At 67.1% G+C, this 15,818-nt stretch carries 12 protein-coding genes; 8 read left to right on the forward strand and 4 right to left on the reverse strand.

What is annotated here, in order from left to right; all coding sequences use genetic code 11:
• Window positions 1-13 precede the first annotated feature (13 nt).
• The gene (locus Mco01_RS30500; protein ID WP_204060315.1) at window positions 14-1,384 is read right to left on the reverse strand and encodes an extracellular solute-binding protein; all 1,371 of its coding nucleotides are present in this window, start codon (window positions 1,382-1,384) and stop codon (window positions 14-16) included.
• 441 nt (window positions 1,385-1,825) lie between these two features.
• Between Mco01_RS30500 and Mco01_RS30505 the strand changes: the two genes are divergently transcribed.
• The 7 genes from Mco01_RS30505 to Mco01_RS30535 all read left to right on the forward strand — a co-directional run bounded on the left by Mco01_RS30505 (window position 1,826) and on the right by Mco01_RS30535 (window position 12,362).
• Window positions 1,826-2,566: a GntR family transcriptional regulator gene (locus Mco01_RS30505; RefSeq protein ID WP_204060316.1), complete on the forward strand. Its 741-nt coding sequence runs from the start codon at window positions 1,826-1,828 to the stop codon at window positions 2,564-2,566.
• An 87-nt stretch (window positions 2,567-2,653) separates the two neighbouring features.
• Window positions 2,654-3,223, forward strand: a complete 570-nt coding sequence (locus Mco01_RS30510; protein WP_041952814.1) for a DJ-1/PfpI family protein — start codon at window positions 2,654-2,656, stop codon at window positions 3,221-3,223.
• Window positions 3,224-3,431: 208 nt separating this feature from the next.
• The gene (locus Mco01_RS30515; protein ID WP_204060317.1) at window positions 3,432-3,707 is read left to right on the forward strand and encodes an acetate and sugar kinases/Hsc70/actin family protein; all 276 of its coding nucleotides are present in this window, start codon (window positions 3,432-3,434) and stop codon (window positions 3,705-3,707) included.
• 210 nt (window positions 3,708-3,917) lie between these two features.
• Window positions 3,918-7,850 carry a ThuA domain-containing protein gene (locus tag Mco01_RS30520; protein WP_204060318.1) on the forward strand — a complete coding sequence of 1,311 codons (3,933 nt, stop codon included), beginning with the start codon at window positions 3,918-3,920 and terminating at the stop codon, window positions 7,848-7,850.
• A gap of 147 nt (window positions 7,851-7,997) precedes the next feature.
• Window positions 7,998-9,929 carry a ThuA domain-containing protein gene (locus Mco01_RS30525; RefSeq protein WP_204060319.1) on the forward strand — a complete coding sequence of 644 codons (1,932 nt, stop codon included), beginning with the start codon at window positions 7,998-8,000 and terminating at the stop codon, window positions 9,927-9,929.
• Window positions 9,930-10,184: 255 nt separating this feature from the next.
• Window positions 10,185-11,006 (forward strand): alpha/beta fold hydrolase, encoded by an 822-nt coding sequence (locus Mco01_RS30530; RefSeq protein WP_204060320.1) that lies wholly within the window; start codon window positions 10,185-10,187, stop codon window positions 11,004-11,006.
• A gap of 582 nt (window positions 11,007-11,588) precedes the next feature.
• Window positions 11,589-12,362 carry an SAM-dependent methyltransferase gene (locus Mco01_RS30535; RefSeq protein ID WP_204060321.1) on the forward strand — a complete coding sequence of 258 codons (774 nt, stop codon included), beginning with the start codon at window positions 11,589-11,591 and terminating at the stop codon, window positions 12,360-12,362.
• 99 nt (window positions 12,363-12,461) lie between these two features.
• Here the strand turns inward: Mco01_RS30535 and Mco01_RS30540 are convergent, their stop codons facing one another.
• From Mco01_RS30540 to Mco01_RS30550, 3 genes are all read right to left on the reverse strand, one after another.
• Window positions 12,462-13,193, reverse strand: coding sequence for a maleylpyruvate isomerase family mycothiol-dependent enzyme (locus tag Mco01_RS30540; RefSeq protein ID WP_204060322.1), 732 nt, complete (start codon window positions 13,191-13,193; stop codon window positions 12,462-12,464).
• Between the two features lie 441 nt (window positions 13,194-13,634).
• Window positions 13,635-14,468 carry an alpha/beta fold hydrolase gene (locus tag Mco01_RS30545; RefSeq protein ID WP_239104012.1) on the reverse strand — a complete coding sequence of 278 codons (834 nt, stop codon included), beginning with the start codon at window positions 14,466-14,468 and terminating at the stop codon, window positions 13,635-13,637.
• A gap of 78 nt (window positions 14,469-14,546) precedes the next feature.
• Window positions 14,547-14,858: a dihydrofolate reductase family protein gene (locus tag Mco01_RS30550; RefSeq protein WP_239104013.1), complete on the reverse strand. Its 312-nt coding sequence runs from the start codon at window positions 14,856-14,858 to the stop codon at window positions 14,547-14,549.
• A 42-nt stretch (window positions 14,859-14,900) separates the two neighbouring features.
• On the opposite strand from Mco01_RS30550, the gene Mco01_RS30555 reads away from it, so the two are divergent.
• Entirely contained in the window at window positions 14,901-15,689 is a 789-nt protein-coding gene (locus tag Mco01_RS30555; RefSeq protein WP_204060324.1) for a tyrosine-type recombinase/integrase, read from the forward strand.
• Window positions 15,690-15,818: the final 129 nt, after the last annotated feature.

Raw genomic sequence — 15,818 nt, forward strand, 5'->3', positions numbered from 1 at the left:
GGGACGGGGTCACTCACAGTCCGCCGCCGCCCTTGTGGCTGCTGGAGTCGAGCACGGCCTGCTGCTCCTTGGCGATGTCGTCGAGCGCGTCCTTCGGCTTCTTCGCGCCGTTGAGAGCCGCGTTCACGTTGGTGTTCTCGATGTCGACGAGGCGCGCGTACTCGGGCACGTTCCACATGTCCCGCATCCGCGGAACCGAGTCGGTGTACACCTGGTTGAACGGCTGGGCATTGAGGAACTCGGGCGACTCCAGGGCGTCCGTACGCGATGGCACGCCACCAGCCGCGGCCCACTTCTTCTGGATGTCAGCCTGCTCGAACCACTTCATGAAGTTCAGGGCCTCCGCCTGGTTCGCCTTGGGCGAGTAGGCCGACACGTGCATCCCCATGCCACCGAGAGGCACCAGGTTCGTCTTCTGGCTCGGCAGGGGGGCAAAACCCAGCTTGTCGAGAATCTGCTCCCGCGTGGTGCCGAGCGTCGACTGCTTCGGGTCAAGCAGGCCGCCGCTCGCGGCGATCCAGTTGAACGCGATGCATGCCTTGCCCTGGGCGACCGCCGCGTTCACCTCGTCGATGAACCAGTTGCCCGAGCCCTTGGCGGTCAGCGGCTTCATCTTGTTGACCAGGACGTCCATCGCCTCCTGGCCCGCGGCGTCGTTGAGGACGCCCTCGATCTTGCGCGTCTTGGAGTTCCAGAGGTTGCCGCCGTAGACGCCGTTGACCGTGTTGTAGGTTACGGCCGCGGCGTCGGAGCCGTTGGCCTGGTGGAAAGCCAGCCCGCTGACGCCAGGGTGGTCCGCCTGGCACTTCGCGGCGACTGAGATCATCTCGTCCCAGGTCTGCGGTGGCTTGTCGCCGATCAGGTCCTTGCGGTAGATCATCGTCCAGGTGTCGCCGAGCAGCGGCAGTCCGTACAGGCTGGCGTTTTCGTCGCGCTTCCCGGTCTCCGCCTGGGGGAACTGGCCGTAGGCCGCCAGGAGGTACGGGTTGTAGGCCTTGACGTCGATGTTCTTCTTGACGAAGTCGGTGATGTCGAGGATGTTGCCGTTCGTCACGGCCTCGCCGATGTGCTGCGAGTCCAGGATCGGGATGTCGAAGTCGGTCTTGTGCGCTGCGAACTGGGTGAACATCGCGTCGTGCCAGTTCGCGTTCGGCACGGTCTTGACCTTGATGGTCACGTTCGGCCGCTCTTTGGTGTACTCCGCGTTCGCGAAGGCCTCCAGCGCGTGGGCGGGGGGCCAGTCGAACCAGATGAAGCTGAGGGTCAGCGGGTCCTTGGTGAGCTCCGGGATGGTCGCCGGCGCCTTGGGGGCGCTCGCGCCGTCGCCCTGGCCGCAAGCCGCCATGGACGTGGCCACCAACATGGCCGCCGTCGCCAGCTGCACCTTTCGACGGGGAACGGACAGTCGTCCTATTCGCTTCGGATACCGCATCTTCTCGCCTGCTTTCTGGGTGGGGACCTCTGGAGCCTTGCTGCGTGCTTCGCCGAGCAGTGCTGGGGGGTTGTTCAGGCGTGTTGCCGGCTGTCGCAGGGGCTGACCCGCAGACCGGCGTCACGAGTACGCCGCGACGTAATGGGGCTTCAAGCAGTCGAGAAGTCCTTCGGTCCTTATCGGCCCGGTGGCGAATTGAGTAGGACGTCGAGCATGCTCATAGGAGCTCCAACTGACCGAAGCGGAGCGATGGCGGGGGGTTCCGCAATGGGTGGAGGATGGCCGGCATCCGCCACCTTTCCTATACGATCCGAATGAGGGCGTCAACATCTCGCAGCGTTGCGACCGAAATCAACAGGTTCCCGAAAACGTCAGAAAGGACCTCGCGTCACGATGGACGACGAAGCGATGATCGCGCGGGGCCGTGGGGCCATGACGGGCGGAACGCCGCCGGGAAGATCTCGCGGCCGGCTTGCCGACGAGGTGTACGACACACTGCTCGGACAGCTGATGTCGCTACGGATCGAGCCTGGCTCCCGCGTCACGATCGACGTCCTGGCCCGAGAGCTGGGGGTCTCGCAGACGCCGATCCGGGACGCTCTGAACCGCATGGAGGCTGAGGGCCTGGTCGTGCGTGTGCCCCATGCCGGCTATCGCATTCCCCCCCAAATAACCCGTCAGCGATTCGAGGACATGCTTGAGCTCCGCCTGCTCCTCGAGCCGGCAGCGGCGCGCAGATCCGCCGAACGCGCATCCTTGAAGCAGGTGGCCGGCCTGCGACGGTTGCTGGAGGAGATGGCGGAGCTGGAGGGGGGCAACGGGCTCATGGCCTATGGCGCCTTCGGGCTACGCGACGCCGCTTTTCACGATCTGGTCGCCCTGAGCGCGGAGAACCAGGTCATCCGCGAAGCGCTCGCTCGCCTGCACACGCACGTGCACCTGTTCCGGCTTCTCCACGACGCCCAGGTCACGCACTTGGCCATGGCCGAGCACGAAGAAGTTCTGGCCGCGATCGCCGCGCGCGACCCCGACGCCGCCGCCTACGCCATGCGTCGGCACATCCTGCTGTCCGGCGAGCGGTTCCGGCGATTGTTCGACATCAAGGGCGCGGACGGGATGGCGGTAAAGGCTTGACGGGCGGGCTGGGCCGAGGAATGCTAACGCAACCGGATCGGATCGGATCGGATCCACCTCACCCGCCTCAGATGCGAGGAGAAGCAGGTGCCCAGAGCGCTGCTCCTCACCGGCGACGCCGCCGAGGAGCTCGACACCATGTATCCCTACTATCGCGTGCAGGAGGGCGGCTGGGACGTCGACGTCTCCTCACGGACGATGCGTGACGTTCAGCTGGTCATCCACGAGTTCGACCCCAACTCCGACGCCTACGTGGAGAAGAACGGCCGAAAGCTGCCGGTCGACGTACCCTGGGCCGAGGTCGACGTCGAACGCTATGACGCCCTCATCATCCCTGGGGGACGTGCCCCCGAGTGGATCCGGGTCGACGCCGACGTCAGGCGCATCACCGAGCACTTCTTCGCGCGCAACCTCCCGATCGCGCTGGTCTGCCACGGCGCGCAGGTACCGGCCGTGTACGGGCTGCTGAAAGGCCGGAAGACGGCCTGCTTCCCCCCCATCACCGGTGACATGGAGAACGCGGGCGCGACGGTCATCGACGCTCCCGACGTCGTGGACGGCAACCTCGTCTCCTGCCGGGGCTGGCCCGACATGCCGCAGTTCGGCAGGGTGATGATGGAGGTCTTCTCGAAGTCCATCAACTCCGCATCGGCATGAGCACACGTGAGGTGTCGACTGTGACGGAACTTCGGACCGCCACAGTCGACGGCTCCCCCGTCCACATCCTGGAAAGCGGCACCGGCCCGCGGTGCTGATGCTGCACGGCTCCGGGATCCGGTACGACCGGAGCCGGCGCCTGGGCGACGACGGCACAGGCACTGACTGGCGACCGGCGCATGATGCAGGCGGTGGCGCAGGCCGGCCAATGGCCGGGCTCGTCGGCTCGATCGTGGCCAACCTGTTCAACCCGCGAGTGATCGTCATCGGGAGCTACTTCGCCTCACTGGCCGAGTGGCTGCCCCACGCGCAGGATCAGCTGCAGCGGCTCGTGGTGGCCGCCCCCGCCGCCCAGTGCCGATTCGTCGCCTCCACGCTCGGCTTCGGCGCCGCTTCCCGCGGCGCCGCGAGCATGGTGGTCAACCGGATCATCGACGACCCGACCACGATCATGGATTCACCACCCCGGCCGACAGCCTGCTGACGGCCCCCACAGGCCTGGAGACGGCACCTCTCCAGCAACCGCAATGTCCGCAAACAAGCGGCAACAAGCGCGGCGGCGCGCGCCTTGCCTGACGTCCCCCCGGTCAGGAAAGGGTTTCCCATGTCACCACGTCATCGAACGTGGGCCAGGCTGCTCGACACAGCCCTGCCAGAAAACGGACGACGCCCGAGACGTCGCACCGCGACCACGATGGCCTTAGCCCTCATCGCCCCTTTCATCACGCTCTCCGCGACGCCGGTGAGCGCCCAGGCCCCCACGGCGGCTGAGCCCGCTTTCGTCGCTGCACCGGCGCTGCCGCAGCCGTCCGCGTCTGCCGCCAAGGCCGCACCACCAGACACCGGCTTCAAGGTGCTCGTGGTGCGCAGCACCCAGGACGCGGTGTCGTCGGCCGGCCTGGCCGCGATCCGGGATGCGGCCAGAACCGGTGATTTCACGGTCGTGGCGCCCGAGCCCGCTGACGTGGGCGACCATTTCACGAAGAAGAAGCTGGCGCAGTACCGCGCGGTCGTGTTCTTGGACACGGGTCACGCGAGCCCGCTCACGGACGCGCAACGCGCGAACTTCGAGAGCTACTTCCGCGACGGCGGCGGCTTCGTCGGCGTCGGCTCGGCGGTCGAGACCGACGAGTCCTGGTCGTTCCTGACTGACATCCTGGGGACGCGTGCGTCCAGCAGGACCGACGTGCAATCGGGTGACGTGAAGGTCGCCGACCGCGTCCACGACGCGACCAAGGATCTGCCGCAGTTCTGGTCGCGGACCGACAACTGGTACAACTTCCCGAAGAACGTCCGCGGTGTGTCACACGTCCTCGACACCGTCGTCGAGGACCCGTTCGGGCCGCAGCCGCAGGGCGCCGACCTCGACGGGATCGCCGGGGGCACGATGGGCGCCGATCACCCGGTCTCGTGGTGTAAGGACTACCAGGGCGGCCGCTCGTTCTACACCGGCCTGGGCAACACGGCCGCGAGCTTCGACGCCGGCCTCACCAAGCACCTCAAGGGCGCGATCGGCTGGGCCGCGGGCCAGGCCGACCCGGTCTACAGCGATTGCGGCGCGACCGTGCTGGCCAACTACCAGCAGACGAAGATCGGCTCGCCGCCGAACCTGCAGGAGCCGATCGGCTTCGACCAGCTGCCGGACGGCCGCGTTCTGCAGACGGACCGCCTCGGCTCGCTGCGCATGCACGACCCGACCACGGGCGTCACCACGGTCGTCGCCAACTTCGCCGATCCGAGCCTGCCGATGACGCAGCAGATCTACTCCGCGGGCGAGGACGGGCTCTACGGCCCGGCGGTCGACGCCAACTTCGCGACCGACAAGTGGGTCTACCTCTACTACTCGGCGAAGGAGGTCACCGACGTCAAGCTGAGCGACGGATCGGTCGTCACCCAGATCACGCCGAACACCACCCCGCCGGACGTGGCGCCGTCCAAGACCGCGTGGGATCCGTACGTGGGCTATTTCCAGCTCAGCCGCTTCAAGTTCGTCGACGCCACCGACAGCACGCCGGCGCACCTCGACATGGGCTCCGAGCAGCAGATCCTGCGCGTGCCGGTCAACCGCCAGGAGTGCTGCCACGTCGCGGGCGACATCGACTTCGACAAGCACGGCAACCTCTGGATGGTCACCGGCGATGACACGCCCGCGGGCGGCATCAACGGCGGCGGCTACGGGCCGTACAACTCGCAGAAGACCGACGAGCAGCAGACCGTGCGCGTCACCAACGCGACGGGCGGCACGTTCACGCTGACCTTCGAGGGCCAGACGACGGAGCCGATCGCGTGGAACGCGGATCGCAATGCGATCGACGCGGCGCTCGAGGCGCTCTCGAACATCGAGGCGGATGAGATCCAGACCAGCGGCGGCCCGGTCAACACGTCGAACGTCAACGTGTTCTTCCGCCGCGGCAAGCAGCAGTCCGATCAGCCGCAGATCACCGCCGACGGCGCCGGCCTGACCGGCACCGCCACGCCGGCGATCGCCACCAACACGGCGCAGCCGGGCGGCTGGTATCAGCGGCTCACCGGTGACTCGCGCCGCAGCGCGCTGAACACCAACGACCTGCGCGGCAAGATCCTGCGGATCAAGGTCAAGGACGGCGACATCTCCGCCGCCGACGCCAACAAGGCCGACTTCGGCTCCGGCACGGGCGCCTACTCGATCCCGTCGGGCAACCTGTTCCCGCTGGTCGCGGGCGCGCCGCAGGACAAGACGCGGCCGGAGGTCTACGCGATGGGTTTCCGCAACCCGTTCCGGATCCAGGTCGACGAGAACGACGTGGCCTACATCGGCGACTACTCGCCCGACGCCCAGACACCGCAGCGCTCGCACGGCCCGGCGGGCACCGGCCGCTACGAGATCGTGCGCAAGCCGTCCAACTACGGCTGGCCGACGTGCCTCAAGCGCGACCTCGCGCACTACCAGTGGAACTTCCACGAGTTCGCGCCCGGCACCACCACCCCAGGCACGCCGCTGAACAACCCGCCTCAGAAGTTCGACTGCGACGGGCCGACGCAGCGCAACGACTCGCTGTGGAACATTGAGGGCGGTCCGACGGTCGAGCCGGGCCTGAGGGACGTCCCGCCGGTCACCGACCCGGACATCTGGTACTCCTACCGCGACAACAACCCGAGCGCGCCGCTCGGCACCCCGTGCGAGGCCTACTACGCGCCGACCCCGGGCCCGATCGCGCCCGGCTCGACGACCGAATGCCCGCGGCTGTTCCCCGAGCTCTACACCGGCGGCGTCGGTCCGCACGGGGTCACGAAGTACCACTACGACCCGGAGAACCCGAACCCTCACAAGTTCCCGCCGTACTACGACGACTCGGTGATCATCAGCGAGTGGACGCAGGACACGCTGCGCGAGGTCAAGCTCGACAAGCAGAACAACCACGTCCAGAAGATCAACAACTTCCTGGATTGCGGCAGCCGTGCGAACGCCGGGGCAGGCAGGTTCCGGTTCGAGTGCGACAACCCGATGGACTTGCAGTTCGGTTCTGACGGCGCGTTCTACCTGCTGACCTACGGCAACGGGTTCAACGTCATCAGCCCCGACGCGGGCCTGTACAAGTGGGAGTACGTCAAGGGCAAGCGCGCGCCGAAGGCCGTGCTCACCACGGACCGCACCGACGGCTCGACGCCGCTGACCGTGAACTTCTCCAGCGCAGGCTCGCTGGATGAGGATCCCGGCGACTCGATCCGCTACGAGTGGAACTTCGGCGACGGCTCGGCGATCGAGACCGACCCGAACCCGACACACACCTACACGCAGTCCGGCCGCTACGTGGCCGTGCTGACCGTGCTCGACTCGTCCGGCAAGCAAACCTCGACCAGCACCGTGATCATCGTGGGCAACACGAGCCCGACGGTGGTCGTCAATACGCCGGTGGAGGGCGGGACGTTCGCGTTCGGCGACGACATCCCGTTCTCGGTCACGGTCACCGACCCCGAGGACGGGACGGTGAATTGCTCCGAGGTGCAGGTGACGTTCGTGCTCGGCCACGACGCGCACGGCCACGCCGAGGAGTCCGTCAACGGCTGCTCGGGCGTGCTCCACACGGACGCCAACGACGTCTCACACGGCGGCAACGTCTCCGGCGTGGTCCAGGCGCGCTACACCGACCACGGCGGTCCGGGCGGCGTCCCACAGCTGACCACGACCGGCCAGCACCAGATCCGCCAGAAGCACCAGGAGGTGGAGTTCGTCGTCAACCAGTCCGGCACCAACACGGCGACCAACACCGACGGCAGCGCCGGCGCCGGCGTGCACCGCGGCAGCCTGGGCTCGAGCGACTGGCTCCAGCTCAACGGCCCATTCAACCTGACCAACATCGATTCGATCACGTTCCGCGTGGCGGACGCGGCGACCGGCCGCACGCCCGGGTCGCCGCTGGCGGCAATCGAGGTCCGTCAGGACTCGATCACCGGGCCGATCCTCACGACGGCCAACCTCGTGTCCACCGGCGGGACGGGAACCTGGACGAGCCAGACGTTCCCGGTCTCGATGTCCGGGACGCATGAGCTGTTCCTGGTGTTCCGCTCGGTCACGGGTGGCGCCACGGGCGGCAACCTGTTCAACCTCAACTGGGCCGAGTTCGTCGGCACAGGCATCGGCGCCTAGCGAACCCGCCCGTATAGCGGCAAGAGAGAGAAGACACTCATGCGAAGAAGGTTTCGCACATCGGCAGTCGCCGCCTGCGTGACGGCAGCCGTACTCATCCCCGCGGCACCGTCGTGGGCACAGGAAACGACACCGCCGACGATCAACGTGGCGACGCTGTCGCCCTCTGCGCCGACCGGCCAGAACAACTGGTACACCGGCCCGGTGACGCTGAACGTGTCGGCGACCGACGACGTCGGCATCGCCAAGTTCCAGTACTCGCTCAACGGCGGCGCCGCCTACATCGACGTGCCCGTCGAGGGGGCTCCGGCGTCGGCCACGGCGTCGGCGGTGATCACGCAGGAGGGCAACACCAACGTCCGGTACCGCGCGGTCGACACGTCCGGAAACGTCGCGGCGTTCCGCTCGATCTCGGTCCGGATCGACACGCGCGCGCCGACTGCATCGTACCCGGCGATCACCGACGGTCACGTCGGTCACGTCGCCACACTTATCCCGACGCGCACGGACCCCACCCCCGGCTCGGGCGGAGTGGCTGTGCTGAACATGTACCTCGACGGCAAGCTGGTCCCGCCGTTGCCGGTGCAGACCTCCGACCTGTCGCTCGGCGTGCACACGCTCGCGGTGCATCTCTCTGACGCTGCTTCCAGCAGCGCGAAGTACACGCAGACGTTCATCGTGACGACATCGTTCGCGGACGTCGGCACGCTGATCGCCCGGTTCGTGTCCGCCGGCAGCGTCCCGGCGGAGGTCGGCGCGGCGCTCCAAGCCAAGCTCGACGAGGCGAAGTCGCTCGCCGACGCCGGTTCGGCCAAGCGCGCGAGCCAGGTCCTGAACGAGTTCGTCTCGATCGTCGGCGACCAGATCGCGCCCGGCTCGGCCCGCAGCACACTCGTGGGCGATGCGCGTTACCTGATCGACCAGCTCAAGGGCCGGCTCGCGCCGGAGCCCGCGACGGGCCTCGTTTCTGAGCCCGCGGAGGGCCCGAAGGTCATCCCGGACCCGGTGCTCGCCCCGCTCCCGCACAACCCGGACGCCGACTACAACGTCCTGGTCTTCTCCAAGACGACGGGCTTCCGGCACGACCACATCCCGCACACCGTGGCCGCGATCCAGAAGCTCGGCATCGCGCACAACTTCAACGTCGACGTCTACGACCCGCAACTCCCGACCGTCACGCTGCCCACGAGCCCGTTCCTGAGCCTCGACACGCTCAAGCAGTACGACACGATCGTCTTCGAGTCCACCGTCGGGCACCCGGGCCCGCTCAATCCGATCACCGAGGAGCCGAACTTCGAGGCCTACATGCACCAGGGCGGCGGCTATGTCGGCCTCCACGGCGCCGCCGACTCGTTCGAGATCGGCACCTGGCCGTGGTACGGCAACCTCGTCGGTGGGTTCTTCACCAACCATCCGAACGGCCAGAACGGGTTCGGCCAGTGCGGCAGCTGCATCCACGCCGAGGTGGTGACCGAGGACAACACGCACCCGGCGACCGCACATCTCCCTGCCCGGTGGCTGACGGTCGACGAGCTCTACAACTTCGACCGCAACATGCGGGCCGACGTGCACACGCTGCTGAGCCTCGATGAGGACAGCTACCAGCGCAGCCTCAACAGCGGCAACGCGGCCACCAACCCGCTGCGGCTGATGAACGGCGACCACCCGATCGCGTGGTGCCAGAACTGGGGCGGTGGCAAGGCGTTCTCGAACATCCTCGGCCACTTCCGGACGCAGTACTACGACGACTCGTTCATGCAGATCATCCTCGGCGGGATCGAGACGACCGCCGGCCGCAAAAGCGCCAACTGCTCGTCCTACCGCGAGACCAGCATGCTGATCGAGGCCGACCGAGCGGCCGGGCTGCTGACCGCGGACGCCGCGGACGCCGCCGATGCCGCCCTGGACATCGCGCGGGACAGCTACCTGGCAACCAACTACACCACCGCCATCCCGAAGCTGAACTCGATCGTCGACCTGGCGAACGACGAGGCCTCCGGCGACGCTGCGGCGCGTTCCGAGCTCGCGCGGCAGGCGCGCGAGCTGCGGGAGTGGATGCAGAACCTCAACCGCCGCTGACCCGTTGACGCGGCGGGGGCGGTGGATCGCCGCTCCCGCCGCGCTGACGCTGGACCGCACCACTATAGCGGATTTATGCACGACCTTCTCATGATCATCAACGAAGCATCGGTAGGTGCCGCGCGTGACCCATCCTCCGAAACCTTGTCTCCTGCCGGGGCTGGCCCGACATGCCGCAGTTCGGCAGGGTGATGACGGAGGTCTTCTCGAAGTCCATCAACTCCGCATCGGCATGAGCACACCTGGCCTGTCTCGGTGACCGCACTTCGGACCGTCACAGTCGGCGGCTCCCCCGTCCACGTCATGGACGGCGGCACCGGGCCCGCGGTGCTGATGCTGCACGGCTCCGGACCCGGTACGACCGGATCCGGAGCCTGGGCGGCGACAGCACAGGCGCTGGGCACGTCCTGGCGCCTCGTGGCTCCTGACCAGGCGGGGTTCGGCCGTACACCGATCCCGGCGGGCTCCCGGGGTGGGCTCCGGCTGTGGACCGAGCAGGCCGCGGGCCTGATGGACGCTCTCGGCGTCGAGCACTACGCCGTGGTGGGCCATTCCATGGGCGGTGCCGTGGCGCTGGCGTTGGCGGCCGCGCGTCCCGAGCAGGTCACCCATGTCGTGGCGGTCTCGACGATGGGCGCCCCCGGGGCGCCGCTGTCCGCCGACCTCGACGCGCTCTGGGCCGCCCCCGCCGGCCCGGCCGGGGCACGAGACATGTTGAGCCGTCTCGTCTTCGACCAGGCGCTCGTGACCGAGTCGGCCGTCGCCGCCCGTGCGGAAGCAATGCACGCGGGAGCGGCCGCATATGCGTCGTTGTTCCCTCCGCCCAGGGCACGCTGGGCCGACGACCTCACCCTCTCGGCGCGAACGCTGGCAGGGATCCGCGCGCCCGTGCTGCTCGTCCACGGCGCCGAGGACCGTGTCACCCCGCTCGGGACGGCGGCCCTGCCCCTGCTCGAACACCTGGCCGACGTCCGTCTGCACGTGTTCGGCCGATGCGGGCACGTGCCCGCGCTCGAGCACCCGCACGACTTCAGGCGACTCCTGTCGTGCTTCCTCGGCCGGGAACGAGGTCACTGATCGCTGGGGCAGGTCCGCAGCCCGTGCTCAAGCAGATCGGCATGGAGCAGGCGTAATCCGCGCAGAAGCTAGAGACTCTGAACTGTCAGGGTCTGGAGATCATGGTGGCGGAGAGTCCGGTGGCTCTGAAGAAGCCGTCGAGGAGGCCGTCGACGTCCTGCATCTTCCTGAGCTTGGTCTTGGCCAGGCGGGAGAGATCGGTGGCGTTCCCGACGGCGAGTGAGGTGGGACCAGGCCTTCTCAACCGGGTTGAGTTCGGGGGCGTACGCGGGCAAGGTGCAAACGCGCAGCCATGGCCGGGCCGCGATGAGTGCGCCGCCTCGTCGCGTACGACCGCCCGGTGGCTGGGCATCTGCGATGTCCAGCCCATTCGCACCCAACAAGTATCTCGCTAACCGCACAAAAAGGACTATGGCGACACGTTCTTCAGTGTCTCTAGTGCCCTGAGGCGTCGCGTCACCCTTGCTGTTGGACAGGCCGTCGATGCACGGCGTGCTTGGGCACCGACGCCTGCAGGTCCTTGTCGGCAGGGTGGGCAAAAGGGATTGCATGCCTGCGTGTGACCGGCTTCGATCGGTACCCGTGACAATCTTCGATGAGCTTGCCTGCCCAGATCGGTATCCGCGCTCGTCCCGGTACGACCCGGCCTGGCTGCTCGACCTGGACATGGGGCCGAACCCGTTGTGGCTGCTGGAGGACCTGGCCCGGGATCTTGACCTGCGCCCGGGAATGCAGGTCCTGGACCTGGGCTCCGGCAAGGGAGCGACGTCCGTGTTCCTGGCCCGTGAGTACGGCGTCCAGGTCGTGGCGGCCGATTGGTGGATCGCGCCCGATGAGGCAGCGGCCGTGTTCGCCGACGCCGGCGTTTCCGGCCAGGTGACCGCCGTGCGGGCCGAGGCGCACAACCTGCCGTTCGGGAAGGACAGCTTCGACGCCATCGTAAGTATCGACGCATTCGAGTATTTCGGCACCTCTGACTGGTATCTGCCATACCTCGTGGGGTTCCTGCGGCCTGGCGGCCAACTCGGCGTGGCGACGCCGGGAATGACCCAGGAGGTCCGGGAACTCGGGGCGATCCCGGAGCACATCAAGGAACTGTTCGGCTGGGAGCCGATCGCCTGGCACACCGCCGAGTGGTGGCGCTTTCAGTGGGAAGTCACCGAACTCGTGACCGTCACATCGGCACGACTGCAGGAAGATGGCTGGCGGGACTGGCTGCTGTGGACACAGGCGGTGGCCGAGCACACAGGCGACTGGGACGGCCCACAACACAATCGCCAGGCGGTGATCGACCTTCTCGCCGCCGACGCCGGCGAGTTCCTCAGCTTCGCGATGGTGACAGCGCGGAAGCACTGACGAGCAGGCTCCGCGCAGTCCGCTGTGGACCGCCAGTTTTCTCACCCCGGATCGTGCATGGATCCGGGCTTCTACCTACACCCGGCTAGACGTCCATGATCAGTACAGGAAGGGCAGTTCAGGCAGTGCTTTATCACCCTGTGCGGCTAGGCCAACGCCTTCGGACCGGCCCATCAGCCAGGCCAGCAGCGAGCTCTGAGAGCCATGCACCACTGGTTCCCGGGCCGCAGCGCCAACTTCGTACCAGGCGTCGCTGTCGGTAGCGTGCAGACGCATCGTCGAGACATCACTTCGTGAAGCGAAGGCCCTGACCACACGGCTCAACATGTCCCTGGTGAAGTCCGCCGGCCACTGTTCAGGGGTATAACCAGCGCGCAGGTCTACGTGGTGAACCAACACCTCACATAGCCGCGAATCGGCCGCTCGGGCAGCAGGATGCGCTTGACCACCGGTCCAGCGGATCACTCGCTCCCATGCGCTCGCCGGCATCCGAGCGTATTCCGCAGCGAACTGGGCGGCACTATCTCGAACGTCAGCAACCAGCTCGACGGAACCACGACTTGCCCCCGCCTCGATCTGCTTGGCCCGTGCCTCCATGCTCGGGTACTCCGGTGTCTCGACTCCTGTACGCGCCCAGACCAGTAGACGGCTGCCACCATCGGCATTGCGGGCAAGGTGGGTCAGCACATGCCCCCGCGACCAGCCCGCTAGCAAGGAGGGCTCACGCACGTCAGCGTTGCTGAACCTCGCCGCAGTGTCGAGCACCTGCTCGGTCGCGGCAACGATCTGATCGAGCAGAACCGCAGGCATAAACCCGTGCTCAACAGTCACGCGACAATCCTCCGCGGATTCGTGGCCGCGCACTAGTCGTCCCCGGCGCAGAGAGCCTTCCCCATCCCGTTTGCCGTCGACCCACCGCGAAGCGGCAACGAGCCGGCGACGGAGTTGCAAGCCCGGCTTGACGTGTCCCTTCGCCTGTGTACCTTCCATAGTGATTGGACGCCAACGGTCACAGCCAGGCTTGCGCCGGAGGAGACGGGCTGCTGGGCACTCCTGGGTCGATGGCGGGCGGGATGGACACCCACCCCCAGCCACCCCACAACCCGCAGATACGTTCGGATGCCATCCCGGAGCCGGGGATCCCCCGCCTAAGGCGTCACCATGCGCCTGGCGGCACTTGGCGGCTGTTCCAGCTCAGCCCGACGCCCCTATGAGCCGTGTTCGGTCTTTTCGTAGGGGTCGGTGCGGGCGTCGAGGTCGTGACACCTGACGTCAGGCTGCGTAGAAGATTGCAAGCGCGGAGGCAAGGCTCTCCGGGTCCACCTGTCCGTGCGCCTGGCCTTCCAGAGGTTGGAGCCGGGCGTCAGGGAGAACGTCGGCGACCACTTGTGCCGCGTCACGCATACGGGCCGGGCTCTGGGAACCTGCCAGCACCAGGGTGGGTGTGTTGACGGAAGCGAACCGCTCGGCGGGGACCGGCCCGGGGCCGATGATGGCCGCCTCGTAGGCGAGGGTGTGCGCCACCGCCTCCATCCCTGCCCAGAACGGCTGCGTCTTCATCTGCCCGACCATCTCAGCGGGAACGTCGGCACCCTTGATCATGAACAGCTCGACCGCATCGCCTCGGCGGCCCGCCTCCACCAGCGAGCTGATCTCCTTCTCGCTCGGTAGCGCGGGGCGGTTGCCGTCGGTGACGTAGGGAGGCTCGAACACCGCCAGCCTGGTGATCGCCAGTCCCTCGGCGGCCGCTTCCAGGGCGAGGGCGCCGCCGGAGGAGCCGCCGAAAACCATCGCCTGCCCTCCAGCCGCGTTGATGACAGCGGCGAGGTCCTCGATCTCGCGCCGGACCTCGTACGGCGTGGTGTTGCCACTGTCACCCCTGCCCCGCCGGTCGTAGTTGAACACCGTGAAGTCTGGTGCCAGCGCGTGGGCCAAGGCAGCGAAGATCGGGTCTGTCCGGTCGGCGAAGCCGCCGCCGACGAGGATGACAGACGGGCCGCTCCCGACCTGGTCGTAGGCGATGGTGGTGCCGTCGGCCGATGTCGCCTTCTGCATGTGGATCACTCTTTTCTGGGATGTCATTCGGTGGTGGACGATGAGCGCCATTGGTGATCATGCGTCCGCGTAGGGGCCTGGCAGAGGAGTGCCCTCGGCGGAGGGAGGCGTGGTCACCGGTGACGCGACCTACGCTGCGGCCTGTTGCCTCTCGACGGGGTAGACCATGGGCCGATACTCGTCGACGAGGCCGTGCTCGGCGAGCGTCCGGACGAGGTGCCCGCTGCCGTTGACGAGGATGCCGCCGTCCGACCGCCGCTTGAGCTCCACGATCTCCTCGGCGATGTCTTCCCTGATCACGGTGGAGTTGCTCCATCCGGGCTCGCCCAGCGTCGCGGAGACGACGTATTTCGGTATGCCGTTCATCCTGTTGGCGAAGCCCATCTCATCGGTCCTCGTCGGCCAAGCCTCCGCGAAGCCCTCATAGGTGACGCGGCCCAACAGGAGAGCACTGGCGGCGAAGATCTCACCGAGCTTGAACTTGTGGCCGTCCTCGCCGCGATCGAACTGGAAGGCCCAGCCCGAGCGGTCGAATTCCGGATGGTCACCGGGGCCTCCATGACCCCGTCGACAGTCAGGAACTGCGATACGACGATCTCCGACATTCCGTCCTCCTTTCTGGGGATCAGCGCAATGGTGCGGGCTGGCCTGGACCTTCAGGAGCGGTCGACGATCGACCGTTCTGGGGGCGCGGCGTTAACTGTGCAACCGAATACTAGTTTTGTCAAGACAGAAAAAACCGTCGGTTCTCGCGTCGCGGATCTCAACCGTGGCACTTGGACGTGGATGTTCCGTCGGCAGACGACCCCGAGCCCTGTCGGGACCGTGGACAAGGGAACGAAGGGCAAGCGCGCTCGTGTCGTCCCGCTGATCCCGGAAGTCCGCGATCTGGTCGCTCGACGCCTGGAGGTAGTCGGCGACAACCCCGATGCTCGCCTGTTCACCGGTCCTCAGGGTGGCCGGATCACGACTGCGGTTCTTCGGGACGCAACGCACTGGGATGACGTGGTGACAAGACTCGGCTACGAGCACCTTCGCCGGCATGATCTGCGGCACACCGGGCTCACCTGGATGCCCGATGCCGGCGTTCCCGTTCACGTCCTCCGGAAGATCGCCGGGCATGGCTCGCTGACGACGACTCAGCGCTATCTCCACCTAGCGATCTACGGCATGAACAACGAGCAACCAAAAAGCCTGTTGAACTGGGCTTACACCCGGCCAACAGGCTTTCGTATTACCGTCGGGACGGTGGTGTGCTGGTTCAGGACATAGGAAACCCCTGTCTCAAGACATAGGAAACACCGGCGATCGACAGTCGGCCCGTGTCGAAGGCCAGACCTGTCATCACCGCGGTCATCGTCGAAGGCCGCTCACAGGCAGAAGTAGCCCGCACCTACGGGG

The sequence above is a fragment of the Microbispora corallina genome, assembly GCF_016863035.1.
Lineage (GTDB): Bacteria > Actinomycetota > Actinomycetes > Streptosporangiales > Streptosporangiaceae > Microbispora > Microbispora corallina.